This window comes from Adlercreutzia sp. DFI.6.23, assembly GCF_024462535.1.
In the GTDB taxonomy this organism is placed as follows: domain Bacteria; phylum Actinomycetota; class Coriobacteriia; order Coriobacteriales; family Eggerthellaceae; genus Adlercreutzia; species Adlercreutzia rubneri.
Window position 1 is genome coordinate 179,695 of the sequence record NZ_JANGBP010000001.1, and the last position, 14,717, is coordinate 194,411.

Annotated in this window: 12 protein-coding genes; 9 read left to right on the forward strand and 3 right to left on the reverse strand. The window is 62.7% G+C overall.

Features of this window, described 5'->3' with window-relative positions:
• The first annotated feature begins 259 nt into the window (after window positions 1-259).
• Entirely contained in the window at window positions 260-1,783 is a 1,524-nt protein-coding gene (locus NE591_RS16150) for a helix-turn-helix transcriptional regulator (protein WP_256156212.1), read from the forward strand.
• A 12-nt stretch (window positions 1,784-1,795) separates the two neighbouring features.
• Here the strand turns inward: NE591_RS16150 and NE591_RS00815 are convergent, their stop codons facing one another.
• Window positions 1,796-3,235 (reverse strand): helix-turn-helix transcriptional regulator, encoded by a 1,440-nt coding sequence (locus tag NE591_RS00815; RefSeq protein WP_173114499.1) that lies wholly within the window; start codon window positions 3,233-3,235, stop codon window positions 1,796-1,798.
• Window positions 3,236-3,469: 234 nt separating this feature from the next.
• On the opposite strand from NE591_RS00815, the gene NE591_RS00820 reads away from it, so the two are divergent.
• From NE591_RS00820 to NE591_RS00855, 8 genes are all read left to right on the forward strand, one after another.
• Window positions 3,470-4,150, forward strand: a complete 681-nt coding sequence (locus NE591_RS00820; protein ID WP_173114496.1) for a hypothetical protein — start codon at window positions 3,470-3,472, stop codon at window positions 4,148-4,150.
• Window positions 4,150-7,008 carry a molybdopterin-dependent oxidoreductase gene (locus tag NE591_RS00825; protein ID WP_173114493.1) on the forward strand — a complete coding sequence of 953 codons (2,859 nt, stop codon included), beginning with the start codon at window positions 4,150-4,152 and terminating at the stop codon, window positions 7,006-7,008. The genes NE591_RS00820 and NE591_RS00825 overlap by 1 nt, the downstream gene beginning before the upstream one ends.
• Window positions 7,001-7,591 carry a 4Fe-4S dicluster domain-containing protein gene (locus NE591_RS00830; RefSeq protein WP_173114490.1) on the forward strand — a complete coding sequence of 197 codons (591 nt, stop codon included), beginning with the start codon at window positions 7,001-7,003 and terminating at the stop codon, window positions 7,589-7,591. The genes NE591_RS00825 and NE591_RS00830 overlap by 8 nt, the downstream gene beginning before the upstream one ends.
• Entirely contained in the window at window positions 7,592-8,452 is an 861-nt protein-coding gene (locus tag NE591_RS00835) for a DmsC/YnfH family molybdoenzyme membrane anchor subunit (RefSeq protein ID WP_173114487.1), read from the forward strand.
• A gap of 63 nt (window positions 8,453-8,515) precedes the next feature.
• Window positions 8,516-9,439: a molecular chaperone TorD family protein gene (locus NE591_RS00840; protein WP_173114484.1), complete on the forward strand. Its 924-nt coding sequence runs from the start codon at window positions 8,516-8,518 to the stop codon at window positions 9,437-9,439.
• A 128-nt stretch (window positions 9,440-9,567) separates the two neighbouring features.
• The gene (locus tag NE591_RS00845; RefSeq protein WP_173114482.1) at window positions 9,568-10,899 is read left to right on the forward strand and encodes a uracil-xanthine permease family protein; all 1,332 of its coding nucleotides are present in this window, start codon (window positions 9,568-9,570) and stop codon (window positions 10,897-10,899) included.
• A 96-nt stretch (window positions 10,900-10,995) separates the two neighbouring features.
• Window positions 10,996-12,342, forward strand: a complete 1,347-nt coding sequence (locus NE591_RS00850) for a uracil-xanthine permease family protein (protein ID WP_173114479.1) — start codon at window positions 10,996-10,998, stop codon at window positions 12,340-12,342.
• 16 nt (window positions 12,343-12,358) lie between these two features.
• Window positions 12,359-13,588, forward strand: coding sequence for an MFS transporter (locus NE591_RS00855; RefSeq protein ID WP_256156213.1), 1,230 nt, complete (start codon window positions 12,359-12,361; stop codon window positions 13,586-13,588).
• Between the two features lie 52 nt (window positions 13,589-13,640).
• On the opposite strand, the gene NE591_RS00860 is transcribed toward NE591_RS00855, so the two are convergent.
• Together NE591_RS00860 and NE591_RS00865 are read right to left on the reverse strand one after the other, a co-directional pair.
• A complete protein-coding gene (locus NE591_RS00860) occupies window positions 13,641-14,063 on the reverse strand; it encodes a hypothetical protein (protein WP_114540358.1) in 423 nt (140 codons plus the stop codon).
• Entirely contained in the window at window positions 14,056-14,688 is a 633-nt protein-coding gene (locus NE591_RS00865) for a DUF3990 domain-containing protein (protein WP_173114473.1), read from the reverse strand. Before NE591_RS00865 ends, NE591_RS00860 begins: the two co-directional genes overlap by 8 nt.
• Window positions 14,689-14,717: the final 29 nt, after the last annotated feature.

Genomic DNA, 14,717 nt, shown 5'->3' on the forward strand with positions numbered 1-14,717 from the left:
GCTCTCCCCTCTCCTCGTCTCTTCCCGCGCCCTTATCGGCGCGGGGAATCTGCTACACTTCCGGGAGGCTCATCCACTCGTCAAAGCCGAGCCTCCCGTTGGCATCTAGGTTAGGGGCTGGCATCTGCGCTGAACATTCTCCGAAGCGCTGTAAATTGCCATAAGCGGGCCTCCACCAAAACGCTTAGGGGTTGTGTTTCCGCAGGTGAAAAGAGGGATAATGGTTGGAGAGGGAAAAGATGCATCAAATGAGGGGCGCGTGGGCGGCCCAGCGGGCCAGGTGGCGGAGAGCCTCTTTCCCGTGCGCTTTTTGGGGTTCGGGTTCTATTGGGCGTGGCTCTTTCTGGCGGGGGTGACCCCCTCTCCGCTTATCGGGGCGCCGCTCTGCTTTGCGAATGCGCCGTTCGAGATGGTCGAGCTGTCGGTACGGGCGCTGGTGCTTGTGGTCGTGCTCATCGCTTCGCGGCGGCTGGCCTCCGTTGCCGGGCAGCGCGGGCTGCTCGTGCTCGGGGTTGCGGCAAGTGCGGCGGCGGCTCCGCTTGCCCTCGGCCTCGGAGGCGCCGAGGCGGCTTCGGCCTCGGCGGTGGCGGCCGCCATCGGCGAAGTGTGCATGTTCCTGCTGTGGCTCTGCTTTTTCGGGTACATGAAGGTGGGCGAGACCTTCGTTCTGCTCGTGGGATCCTATGCTATCGGCTCGGTGCTCTTCCTTCTAACGGCGGCATTGGGCTTCAACGCCATGGCGGCCGCCTCGGTGCTGTTCCCCGCGCTATCGGGAACGGCCTTCGTGCTCTCCCAGCGTCTTATGAAAGCGCGGACGGGAGAGGAGCTGTTTGTCGAGGAGCCGGTTTCGGGTGACGGTGCTCGAGAGACGGGCGGGGGCGTGCTGCCGGCCGCTGCCGTTGCGGCCTCTCGCCATGGGGCAGCGGGCGGCGCGGAGAGTCCCGTGCGCCAGAAAGTGCGCATAGGCGTGGCCCTTGCCCTGTACTCGTTCTCCTTCTCCCTCTCGTGCGGCATCGCCCTGTTCAGTGGGGAGGGAGTGATCGGGGCCTTCACGGTGGAGCCGGCGGCCATGATTGTGCTGGGGGTTATCTGCGCGGCCTTCTTCAAGTTCGACCGTCAGCCCGATCGACCCTACAAGCTCTATCGGGCCGTTGCCCCGCTTATCGGGGCTGGGTTCTTGCTGATGGCCGTCTCGCCCCTTCCCGACGAGGTGGGCGGTTTCTGCGTTGCCTTGGGCTACGTGCTCTTCGAGCTGCTGGTCCTCAACGACTGCTGCAATATCGTGAAGGCCAACGACGCGTCGCTCCTGCGCGTGATGGCGGCGGCCCGGCTGGCCATTACGCTGGGAATGTTCTTGGGCTGGCTGGCGGCGTTTGCCGCGGCCTCCTTGGCGGGTGCGGCGGAAAGCGTGTCGAGCTTGGTGGCCCTCGGGCTGTTCGCGGCTCTGGTTTCCGTCTCGCTGGTGTTCACCGAGCGTGATATGACCTCCTTCGCCGCCGTTGCCGACGATCGGGCCCTATCCGAGGGTGCTTTGGAGGGTCCCACCCGCGAGGAGGCCTTCGCCGCCTTCGCCGAGCAGCAGGGGCTTTCCCGGCGCGAAGCCGAGGTGGCGTCCTATCTGCTCGCGGGGCGCACGACGAGCTTCGCCGCAGAGAAGCTGTTCATCGCCGAGTCCACGGTGCGGGCCCATGTGCACAGCATCTACCGGAAGTGCGGCGTACACTCCCGCATGGAACTGATGGATGCCTTCGACGAATGCTGGATGGAAGGTGTCGATACGTAGCCCCTCGCCCGGTTAAGCTTTCGGATGTTCGGAGCAGAACTGCTCGAAGCGGTCGATAAGCTCCATGCGACCCCGGGTCTCGGTTTTCTGGTATATCTTGTGAACGTGGGAGCGGGCGGTGGACTCGGCGATGAACAGTTTCTCGGCAGTGTACTGCATGGTGCGGCCTTGCAGCAGGTACTCTAGCACCTCGGCTTCGCGTTTCGAGAGGTCGTGCTCGGTGGCGAACAGCGGAATAAACCGCGTCTTGTCGAGACGCGCCTCGGCGGCCTCCTGACGGGCTCGCATGCCGGCGATGGTGCCGAGCTTCCCCATGGCCTTATCCGTGAAGACGAGCGACGCGGCAACGATGACGACAACAAAGCACAGAGCGATTATCAGACGGCTCGATTGATCGGGATCCAGCGCGGCGCTGAGAGGAGCGCCCAGCACCCAGCCGAGGAAAATGCCGAGGGAGCCGGCGATGCGCACGATGAGCATCGAGCGCAAGAGCGAGCCGTCGTTGGTTTTGGTGGCATTGCAGAAATCGTTGAAGGAAAGCGCCTCGAAGAGAAGATAGCCGAACATGATGAAGAAGCCCGCGCACAGGGAGAGTCCGGCGGGCAATACGAGGAAGAGGGCGGCGCCCCCGCCGAATACCAACGGCACGCTGCGGTAGAGCGCGTAAAGGCCGATGCTCACATCGCTGAGGCGTATGGCCGCGATGACGACAGCGGCAAGCACGATGCTGGCGAGGGCTTGTACGAGCGGTCCGCTGGAGAACGTATATTCGGAGACGGCGGTACGGCTCGAGAAGAGAGCGAACACGAAGGCGTACAGGGTAAGACCGATGGCCAGCCGCCTGAGGGCCGCCGGTAGCTTCGGGCGGCGGTCTGCGGCGGGGGAGGCTTGAAACAGCCCTTCGGAAGCGAGGGACGGAGGGTTCTTCACGAAATAGGCGAACAGCGCTCCCGACAAGATAGGACTTGTGATGGCGGCGACGAGCATCGCCGTCTCGCCCGCAGCAACGACGGCCAGGTACAGTATCGAGCCCAGGGCGTAGGAGCAGGCAAGCATGAAGGCGATATCGCCGATTTTCGCATAGCCGAAATAGCAGAGCCACATAATGAGCATGGCCACATCGACGACGGCCGTGATGAAGGCCGCCAAGGTCACGGCCTCTGGGGTGGCGGCAGAGGAAAGGGCGAGGGCGGCGACGGGGCCGCCGACAAGGCAGCAGACGGGGTAGACCCAGCGTCCTCGGCTGGTGGTGAGTAGGCGGGTGGCCGCAAGGGAGAGCGAGAGAAGTAAGAGGCGCGCACCCACTTCCCATACCTCGAAGGGGAGGCTCCCCAATCCTTTAAGCGCTCCGAACAGCGGAGAGGGCGATACGGCCACCAAAAAGAGCCATATCCAGAAAAGGGCGAAGCCGAATGTTCGCATGAAGAACAGTGATCTCGATTCATCCGACATGATTCCCCTTTCGCTTCGCTCGTCCCATTATAGAAAGCGCTATTTTGGGCCGCAACAATTTAGCTTTCGAATTACAAAGCCTTGAACTGGCATTTCTTAAAAATCAACGTTTTGATGGATGGGCCGTTGCGCTCAAAATCAACCACTTCAACGATGGTTCCCCCCTTGGCCGCGCTGGTAGGCTCGGGCCATCAATTATGTGCGGGAAACTCAACAAGGAAGGAGAGACGCATCATGGCAGACTCGATTTGCCCGAGCACCGCCGCCCCTGGGGACCAGCCCGACGGGGCCGCCGTGGCGCGCGTCGAGAAGGCGTTGCATCGCCGCGGCGCCTTCACGGAGATTATGGGCAAAGTCCTGGACTTCTGCCGCCAGCGCCGGCTTCTGGCAGAGGTGGAGGACGAAATCGCAAGTTATCCGGAATTCAAGTATGTCGATCAGAGCCAAGCCGCTATCGCCTTCATGCTCGTCGAGGCCGGCGGCCTTGCGCGCATCGATTTGGATCGGGATGGCAACCCCGTGGATCCGGCTCGTCTGGCCTCTCTGGATGAGGACGCAGCAGACGAGCTCGTGCAGTTCTGCGCTCTGGAGACGACGTCGGCCGGGGTCCAGGTTGCCCAAGCCCATCGTCCTGAGGTGCGCTTGGAAGAGCTGTTCGCCCGCACGCCGGAGCGCAACGACGCCTACCGTGCCATTCTGCGTGCGGCCAGCGAGCCCAAAACCTTTGCGGAAATAGAGGCGCTGCTCGGCAAGCAGCTCTCCCTGCCCTCGCTTAACGGGAAGTCCGGGCTGCCTCTGTACCCCAGCGCGTTGGTGGCGCACCTGGAGAAGGCCGGCGGCTTGGTGTGGGACGAGGCCTGGAGTACCACCCCGGCCGGAGCGAGCTTCGCGACCTCAAACGAAAGGAGCAAGTAATGGCGGCACGGAAGTCGAGCTACGGAAAGCTCGCCCACATGGCGCAGAAGGTGCAGGGCATCGACTGGGCCTCGGACGCCTCTCTCGTGGAGGCTGACGAGCAGTTTGCCCGCTCGGCCCCGCTGCGCGAGCGCCATCACAGCTGCTGCCATGGCTGCTACAACTGCTGTCCTTTGTGGGTGTACACCGAAGACGGCGTGGTGGTGAAGATCGAGGGCGACTACGACGGCACCCTGACCCAGGGCTGCCTGTGCACCAAGGCCCTCAACCAGCAGCATCTGGTGTACAGTCCGCGCCATGTACTGCATCCCATGAGGCGCGTAGGATCCCGCGGCGGCAACGACTGGGAAGTCGTGTCGTGGGATGAGGCCTACGATATCGTGGGCGAGCAAATGGCCTTGGCTACGAGGAAGTACGGCCCCTATTCCATCATGGTGGGCGCTGGCGGTGGCGGCACCTACGGTAACGTGTTCCAGCGCGTCACCCAAGATGCCATTGGCGCTCCGGTGTGCATTTCCGGCGGTGGCTGCCAGTGCTATCTGCCCGCCGACTGCGCGGGCCAGTGGATGCGCGGTGGCTCCAACAACCGCCACGAGGGCAACAACGCCCGCGAGATGTGGAACGCCTGGCAGCCGGCCATGGAGTGCGTGGTGCTGTGGGGCGCCCAAACGAGCGCTTCCGGCGCAGCCTATGCCGCTCGCGCCAACGCCGAAATGCGAGAGCGCGGCATAAAGACCATTGTTATCGACCCCTACTATACCGAAGAGGCGGCCAAGGCCGACATCTGGTTGCCCATTCGTCCCATGGGCGATATCGCCATGCTTTTGGGCTGGTTCAACTACATTATCGCGAACAAGCTCTACGATGAGCAGTTCTGCAAGTACTGGACCAACTACCCCTTCCTCGTGGATCCTGACACGCGCCTGCCTTTGAAGGCCGAAGAGGTGTGGCCCGACTACGTGAACCCCTCGGCCGACCCCAACGACGTGTACGACACGCCGGCCTACGTGTGCTTCGATGCTCGCACCAACAGCGTGCAGCCCTTCCCCTACACCGCCCCGGAGGACTCTCCGGTCGACCCGGTGGTATTCTGCGAAGCCGAGGTGAACGGGCGTCTGTGCAAGAGCGCCGGCCAAATCCAGTGGGAGGCCTGCGAGGACTTCACCTTGGAGAAAACCGCTGAGCTCACCTGGGTCGATGCCGACACTATCGAGCGTGCGATCAAGCTGTACGCCACCACGCTCTCGGGTATCGGCACTGGCCAGTTCGCCGATATGAGCGAGCTGTCCTCGAACTTCATCTTCGGTACTATGGCCCTGGACATGCTGTGCGGCAAGGTGAACAAGCCGGGCGTGGTGCTCACCGAGCAGAAGCCCGAATCGCGCCACACCGCGCGTCCCACCCACTTCTGGTGCAACCGTCCCTATCAGGAGACCTTCGGCATCGGTTGGACGGTGGGCCTGACCGAGGGCGAGAACCTTCGCCGTTCCCAAGCAGCTGTGGAGCGCTGGAATGCGAAGGGTGTCGATGGCAAGGCCAAGCAGCAGGCTTTTGTGGACTACCAGCTGGCTCGCTTGGGATCGCTGGAGCACAAGGCCGTGCACCAGTGGCAGCTGAACGCCTTGGCGCCGGTGCGCGAGGCGTTGCTGACCGGCGAGCCCTACAAGATCTCGGTGCGTTGGGAGCAGTCTGGCAACAAGTATTGCGTCATGAGCAATGGCGAGCAGTGGAACGAGGCTTACGCCAACATCGACTTCTGCGTGCACCAGCAGCCCCACATGACTTCCACTACCATTGAGGACGCCGACCTGTTCCTGCCCATGCAGGAGTGGTTGGAATTCGAGCACGCCACCGAGACGACCACCCAGTTCAACCAGACTTTCATGCGCAAGCAAATCGTGCATATGGGCGAAACGGAGGATCCGTTCATCTGCGTGACGCGTATCGTCGACAGCTTGTGCGAAAAGCTCGGCGGCGATGATGCGGTGCTCTGCCGCGACTTCCAATTCAACGGTACCTATCGCACCAAGGAGGACATCTATCCGGCTTGGGCCGAGATGTTCGGCGTGGAAAGCTGGCCCGAGGCCGTGAAGCACTCCGAGGATCACACGCTCACGGTGCCTATTGACGAGCTGTACCAGTTCTATCAGCACTTGGATATCGTGGACGATGGGCTGCCTGCCGGATTCGCCACGCTGTCTCGCAAATGCGAGCCCTATGTGACCATGGCGGTGCTGAACGGCCGCACCGGTTTTCCCTATCACTTCCCCTACACCCAGGTGGCCGCCGACGGCACGTGGCCGGAGTACGATGCCGTGTGCACCTACAAGGAGCAGAGTGAGAACATGCTCCAGGACGATCCGGATTTCCCCTTCTACCTCACGACGGGGCGCGTGGCCCACTACCACCACACGACGCTGCGCACCGCTCCCTACAGCCGCGAGCTCATTCCCGTCCCCGATATGCGCATCAACCCCCGCGATGCCGCGGCCCTCGGTGTGGCCCACGGCGATTGGGTGGAGCTGTCGAGCCGTCGCGGTGCCACGCGCGGCCGCGCCTACCTCACCGAGGGCGTGCGTCCCGGCGTGGTGATGATGGAGCGTTTCTACTTCCCCGAAAGCTACGACCATTCCACCAAGACCATGAGCGGCGGCTGGCGCCAGTGCAACGTGAACCTCATGGCCCGCGATGATGTGGTCAACGACAACTTCGCCTCCGCTTCCTGGCGCGGTTACCGCGTCAACGTGAGGAAAGCCGAGGCTCCCGAGGGCCTGTGGACCGAGCCGGAGCAGTTCCAGCCCCTCATGCCCAGCCGCACCTTCGAGTCCCGTACCGAGGAAGGGGCCTGCCATGCCTAGGAAGTGCCTTGTCATCAACATCGACCGGTGCACCGGTTGCGACAGCTGCATCGTGAGCTGCAAATTCGAGAATCACCTGCCCTTGGGCACCTTCTACAACCGTGTCATGCAGGTAGGACCTACGGGCACCTACCCGAACATCGAGCGTTACAACCTGCCCGTGCAGTGCCAGCAGTGCACCCATGCGCGCTGCGTGGAGGTGTGCCCCACGGGCGCTTCTTATCGCGACAGCGAATCGGGCATTGTGCTGGTGAACGAGGCGAAGTGCATCGGCTGCCAGTACTGCCTGTACGCTTGTCCCTACGGTGTGCGCAGCTTCAGCGAGGAGGACGGCGTGGCCCGCAAGTGCACGCTGTGCCAGCATCTGACCGCCGATGGCAAGGCCGATCCGGCCTGCGTGCACAATTGCCCCGGCGGCGCCCGGTTCTACGGCGATCTGGACGACCCGGATTCGGCTGTTTCCCGGGAACTGGCCAAGTACGACGACGCGTGCATTCACACGCTGGGCGCTCCCGAAGGCGAAGAGCCCCTGACCCGCTATATCCTCTCGCCTTCGACGGCTCATTGGAAGGAGCTGGTGTAAATGGCACCGAAAATTCAGTGGCCCCTCGTTCTGTTCTCAATGCTCGCGGGGTGCGGCGGATGCTGCTTCGCTTTCGCGGGCGTGGCCGGCGCTCTCGGCGAGTCGACGACGGTCACGCTCTGGGCGACGGGCATCTCGTTGGTGCTCGTTGTGGTGGGCGCCGTCTGCTCCATGATGCATCTGGCCACGCCGCGTCACGCTTTTGCGGCTGTGACCCATCTGCTGTCCTTCTCGGGCATTTCCGTGGAGCTGATCATGCTCGGTGTGGTATCGGCGCTCATGGTGGCCTATGGCGCTGCGTGCCTGTGGTTCGACAACGAGCTGGTGCGCCTCGTGCTCGGCATGGCTGGCGCGCTGGCCGGCGTCGTGCTGGCCTTTGTAACGGGCCATGGCTACCTCATCTCATCAAAGCCCACCTGGAATACGAAGAAGCTGCCTTTGGCCTATACGGGCACGGCGCTTGTGGCCGGCGGGTTTCTCTACGCGGTGGTGTCGGTGGCGACGGGGGGCGTCTGGGCTATGGAGTTGCCCGTGAAGCTGCTGCTGGCCGTCTGCGCTGTCTTCTCGGCAGTGACGGTGGCCGCGTACCTGGGGCATTTGGGGATGCAGACGGCGAAGAAGAACCCGACGCTGTTCTGGGTCGGCATCGTGGTCTGCGGCCTGGTGGTGCCTCTGGCCTGCGCGGCGATCCTGCTCGCTCCTCTGCCTTCGATGGCTTTCGTCGCGGTGGCGGCCGTCGGTTTCGTTGCCGCCATGGCGGGGGGTCTCAGCCTGCGCATGCTCATGTGGATCGTCGGTGCGGGATTCCTCTTCTTTTTCGAGGACGCCCAAGCAAATCGCAGCGCCATTCTCAACTGCTAGCTATTTTCGGCGGGCCTGTCCGCAAGGATCGCGCCCGCCCTGTCAAAGAAAGGTGGGGAAACCATGATGACCCCCGACGAGTTCTCCCTAGTGCAGGCGAACCGTGCGAAGTTGTACCGCCTTTTCGGCCGTCTTTTCAGGGCGCCGCTCTCCCAGGATGACATTGAGGCGCTTGCAGCGGCCCGGATCGGCTCCCTGAAGAGCGAGGACGCTGCGTTCGATCACGGCATGCACGTCATGGAGCGTTATCTGGAGAAGCGCCACACGGGCACGCGCGCCTTCTTGGGACGCGATTTCACGGCGGCGTTTCTGGGTATGCGCGATGAAGCCGGCCGTTACGCTTTGCCCTACGAAAGCGCCTTTGTGGACGCAACGCAGCATTACATGGGCACAGCGCGGGGCAAGGTGTACAACATCTACAAGAAACAGGCGCTCAAGCTGGCGGAAGGCATCGATCTTCCCGAGGATCATCTGGCCTTTATGTGCGAGTTCATGGCGACGCTGGCCGATCGTGCCGTTGAGGCGCGCGCCGCGTCCGATATGACGGCCCTGCGTGAGAATCTCCTGCTTTCCCAGGCGTTCCTCAAGCACCATATCCTGAATTGGTACCCGGAGTTCTCCGCTCTGGCGGCGCGCTTGGTGGACGAGCGGTTCTACCGCGGGCTTCTGGAGGCGGCCGGTGCCTTCTTCGCCCTGGATGCCAAGGTGCTTCGCGATCTGGTGAAAGATGAGAAGGCAAAGGACCGCTCGTTCGATCTTGCCCGCTGGGAACTGGCCAATGCCGTCCCTGTCGACAAAGAGGGCGTCTATCCGCAGCTTAATCGTCATCGTTGCCTGCGCGTGAAGGGCATGACCTGCGACCGGTGCACGGCTGTGTGTCCCGAAGCGGTAGATCCGGTGGCGAATAGGAAGCATGAGCCCCAGAACGCTTGCACCGCCTGCGGTGCCTGCGTGGCGGTGTGCCCCGAGAAGGCGCTGTCTCTTTAGGGGCTCGGTGTCTTTGCCGGGGCGTCCGTGAATCGACCCGCGCCGGCGCCATCGTTGGCATTCGGGTCCGTCAAATGGTTGAAGCGCCGTGCAGGAAAGCACGGCGGGAAAGAAAAGGAGGTTTCGTTATGAGACAAGACGGAGGTTACGCCATTGGGGATAAGGTCCCCATGGGGAAGGCCATTGTGTACTCGTTGCAGCACCTGATGGCCTTCGTGGGCGGCGGCGCTATTGTGCCCGCCATGATCATGGGACTCAATCCGGCGCTGGCGGTGTTCTGCACCGGTCTTGGCACCATCATCTATCTTATTTGCACGCGCAACAAGGTGCCGAGCTACTTCGGCGTGTCGTTCAGCTTCATCACGCCCATGGCCGTGGTGACGGCCGTCGATGGCATTTCGGGCGCGCTCTGCGGTATTGTGGCCGTCGGTGTGGCGCTCTGCGTGGTGGCGGGCATTGTGAAGCTTACCGGCACCGGCTGGATTGACAAGGTGCTGCCGCCGGTAGTGACCGGCTGCATCATCGTGGTCATCGGCGTGGGTCTGTCGGCCACGGCGGTCAACTCCGTGATGTTCGACGGCGGTGCGTCGGAGACCTTCGACACGATGGGCTGCATTGTCGGATTCATCACGTTCCTCTCGGCCGTGGTGGCATCTTCCTGGGGTCGCGGCTTCCTTAAGATGGTGCCCGTGCTCATCGGCATCGTGGTGGGTTATATCGTGGCCATTCCCCTGGGTATGGTGGACTTTACCGCTATCAACGAGGCAGCTTGGATCGGCCTTCCCGAAGTGACGCTGCCCACGTTTAGCGTGAATGCCCTGCTCGTTATCGCTCCCATTGCGTTGGTGCTCGTAGTCGAGCATATCGGCCACCTGATGACGGTGACCAATCTTTCCGGCGAGGACTGCAACAAGTACCTCTCCTCTTCGCTGCTCGGCAACGGCCTTGGCACGGTGGCTTCCGGCTTCCTGGGCGGCCCGGCTTTGACCTCCATCGCCGAGAACATCGGCGTTATGGGTCTGTCGAAGTGCTATTCCACCCGTATCTTCTGGTGGACGGCCGCTTTCGCCATGATCATCGGCGGTTTTTGCCCGAAGCTGGCCATGCTGTTCTACTCCATTCCCAACTGCGTGCTGGGCGGCGTGTCGTTCCTGCTGTTCGGACTCATCTCCGGCAACGGTCTGTCGCTGCTTGTGGATGCCAAAGTGGATTTCAATGAGAATCGCAATCTCATGATCGCTGCCGCCTCGCTCATCGTGGGCATCGGCATGATGACCACCGGCGTGTCCATCCCCCTGGGTTCCTTCAATGTTCCCGGCCTGCTGCTGGCTGCGGTGCTGGCTGTGATCCTGAACCTCGTCTTGCCCAAGGAGTCTCAGGGCGAGAAGCCGGTGACGGCGACGACGGCGGCCGAGGGCGCTGGTAAGGTCCAGGTCTACGACGAGCTGGTCGAGCCCTAAGGCGCTGTGGTTTCCCATCCGTTCAAGCAAGGGGTCGCGGTGCCGAGAGAGTTGTGCGCTCGCTCGGCACCGCGCCGTTGACAAGGGGTGTCCATCATGGGCAAGAGAGTGGTAGATGTCGAGGAAAGGCTTCCCTGGTACCAGGCGCTGCCTCTGGGGCTACAGCATTTCCTCTCAATGTTCGGAGCAACGGTGCTCGTGCCCATGCTCATGGGATTTTCGCCGTCGGTATCTGTGATGTGCTCGGGTATCGGAACGGCGTTGTACCTCGTGGCAACGAAGGGGAAAATTCCGAGCTACCTGGGACCTTCCTTCAGTTTCGTGGGGCCAGTGGTTATTGCGAGCGCTACGGCGGGGGCGGCCGGGGTCGGCTCGGCCATTGTGGGGGCCGGTCTGGTATTCGTCGTGTGCGCTCTGGTGGTGCGCAAGACGGGGACGCGCTGGATCGATCGGCTCATTCCCACGGTGGTCATGGCCGAGATCATCTTCGTTATTGGCTGCGGCCTGGCTACCACGGCGGTTTCGGAGGCGCTCACCGTGCCCGAGGGCGAGACGCTGTGGCAGACGCTCGTTGTGGCGGGGGTGGCCTTCTTCGTGGTCGTGCTGTGCACGTGCTTCGGGAAGCGGGTGCTGAATACCATCCCCGTGTTGGTCGGGGCCGCAGTGGCCTATGGCCTTTCATGTGCTTTCGGTATGGTGGACTTCACCCCTGTGGCTGAGGCGGCTTGGATCGGCCTGCCCGAGTTCACGTTGCCCGTCGTCGATGTGACGGCCATTGTGCTGGTGAGCCCTATCGCGATTATCGTGGTGATCGAGCATATCGGGCATCTGTTTGTCATCGGCGAGATGACCCACAGGAATTACAATCCCATTCTGTGGCGCTCGCTTTTGGGGGACGGCCTGGCCACCACTGTCGCCGGCCTTCTGGGGGCACCTCCGGCGACGACCTTCGCTGAGAACATCGGCGTGCTCAACGTGACGCGCGTCTATTCGACCCAAGTGTTCTGGTATGCTGCCGCCACGGCATTCATCGTTGGCGGATTCTGTCCCAAGCTGGGGGCGCTGGTGGGCACTATTCCCGATCCGGTTATCGGCGGGGTGTCCATCGTGATATTCGGGCTGATTGCCTGCAATGCCCTGAAGATGCTTGTGGAGCACGCCGTCGACATGACCGATTCCCGGAACCTCATCATTTTCGGCGGTCCGGCCATCGCGGCTATCGGCATGCAGTCGATGGGCGTGAGCATTCCCGTCGGTGAGTACTCCGTGCCGGGGCTGGCCGTGGCGGCGCTGCTGGGCATTGTGCTGAACCTCGTGCTACCGGGCCGTTCCGCCGATGCGGGGGCCGAAAAGGTTCCCCCTGTACCGCGGGAAAGCTATGATGATCTGGCCCGCGATTTCGAGCGGGCCGAGAACGGATCGAACGAGAAGGGGCAGGCGTGAGGCGGTTGGTTCTTTCATGAGTGCGCGGAATGCCGCGGGTCGTCTCATAGGATTTTTTGCGGGCGGTTTTATCGCCGGCTTTAACGAGAACCTGGTGAACATGGCGCTTGTTGCCATCATAGGCGAGTTTTCCGTGGATGCCATGACGGCGCAGTGGCTTGTGACGGGGTTCATGGTGGTCACGGTGTTCGTTGTGGCGGCCATGGCGGCCCTGTATCGACGGCTCGGCCCGCGGACGTTACTGTTCGTCGCTCTGGCGTGCAACGCACTCGGGTCGATGGGCGGTCTGGTGGCCCCTACCTTTGCGGTGCTGTTTGCGTCGCGGCTCGTGCAGGCTGTGGGCACGGGCATTTTCATCCCCCTTATGATGAACGCCATATTGGAAACGGTGGCATCGGAGAAATTGGGCACCTATCTCGCCGTGGGCAACGGCATGATCGCCTTGGGCCCCGCCGTGGCGCCTGTGGCCACCGGTGCCCTCGTCGGCGCCTTTGGCTGGCATAGCGTGTTCGTGGTTCCCCTGGTGGCTTCGGCGCTTATAGGTCTGTGGGGCCTTGTCGCCGTCAGGCCCTCGAGACGCGGCGACGTCCAAGGGAACTTCGTCTCTCTTCGCGGGGTGCTGCTCAACCGCGGTTTTGTCGCCGCGGCCCTGCTCGTGGTGCTCACCATGAGCATTTACTTTTCCCTTAACGTCATGGGCCCGCTGTATCTGGAAGAATGCGCCCACCTCGGCCCGGCCCTCTCGGGGCTGTGCCTGGGCCCGCTCGTGGTGGCCTATGCTGTCGCGTCGCTTGCCGGCGGTCGCCGTCTCGACCGCCGAGGTCCCGCCCCCTTGCTTTCTCGAGGCTTGGCCGTGGCGGCTGCTGGATCGGTGCTGATGGCCGTAGCCGCCTGGATGGCAAGCGAGATCACACTGCTGGCGGGGATGTTGGTGGTGTTTGTCGGCTGCGGCACGGTGTGCGCCAATTTCCAGACTACAGGGCTGCGGTGCCTGGCGCTGAACCAGCACTCCCTGGGCGTCACCATAATGACGATGGCCGTCCAAATTGCTGCTTCTATCGGACCGTTTGTCTCGGTGGGCACAATGTCGGGCATCCAAGGTGCGGTGGGGGAGGCTCAAAGCGCCCTTGGCTATGAAGGCGCCTGGTTGCTCGCGGCCCTCGTTTGTGCGATGGGTTCGCTTCTCGCTCGTTGGGCCTGTCGACGGCTGTGGAAGTGGAGGCGCAACAATGCTGATGCGGGGTAAGGCTAACGTCGGCGTTCGTCGGAAGCCGGCATGACGGACTCTCTCAAAGCCGTTACGGGCGCTGCGCCGCCAGCTCTTTCAGGTTCTCGATGGCCAGTTCGGGATCGAGCACGTGCATGCCGAGGTAGGCGCCGCCCATGGTGTCGGCATCGGCGGTGGCGTAGATGGCGCGACTCGTCTCGCCGGTGAGATAGTGCCACAAACGGTACAGGTAGCCGGTCCAGTACATGGGTTCCCGGCCCCAGGAAGCTCCGGCACGGGGCAGGCCGCCCACTTCGTCGTCAAGCTCTTCCAACAGGTATTCCTCCCCGGCCCACTGCAGGAAGTCGAAGACCCCATCCATACGTCGCGCCACGTCGCTGTTCATGAAGGCCTCGATGAAGGTGGGGCAATCGTAGCCGCGCGCGCGGGCCAGTTCGAAGAGACGTCCCTGGATGTCGCACAGTTGTCGTTGGTCTAATCGCAGGTCAGCCAAGGGGAACACCGGCTTCCAGTATCTCGTCGAAGAAGTGTCCCTCGCGGCGGTGCTCGCGACAGATGCGCTCAGCCAAAGCCACTCCCTCGGCCCGGTTCGCCTCGCTCGTGGCAATCAGCTCGGTCCGCTCGTCCTCGCTGAGGCTACGTTCATCCACGATGCGAACGGCATCGCATGCGGCTTGGGTGAGCGCCACTACTTGGTTGCCCAGCTGCAGCGCGGAAAGACTTTTTATAAGGGCGACATCAGTGATGTCCCCGTTGAAGAAGCGGTCGAGGACGACGAACATGCGGTCGTTGGCAATGGGCCCAATGGCAACATCTGCACCCTCAAGCGCGGCGGCTGTCTCTGCATAGAGGGTGGTGCCGCGGGCCTGCTCCATCTTGCCGCGATGATAGGCGACGACGAGGGCCCAGGTTGCGTCAGCGGAAAGCTCGCGCACATCGAGGCCGTCGAGATCAAGTTCCACGGTGTAAAAGCGCGCATCGGGGAAGTCGCAGATAAGGGTGAGCGGCTGCAGGGGTTCGGTGCCCAGGTAGAAACCCCGTCCGAAATCACATCGATCCCGGCTAAGAGGCGCAATGGGGCCGTCAATACCGTGGCGTGAGCCATGATAGAGAAGCATGGGGCCTCCTTTGTGACGAATGACCGTGC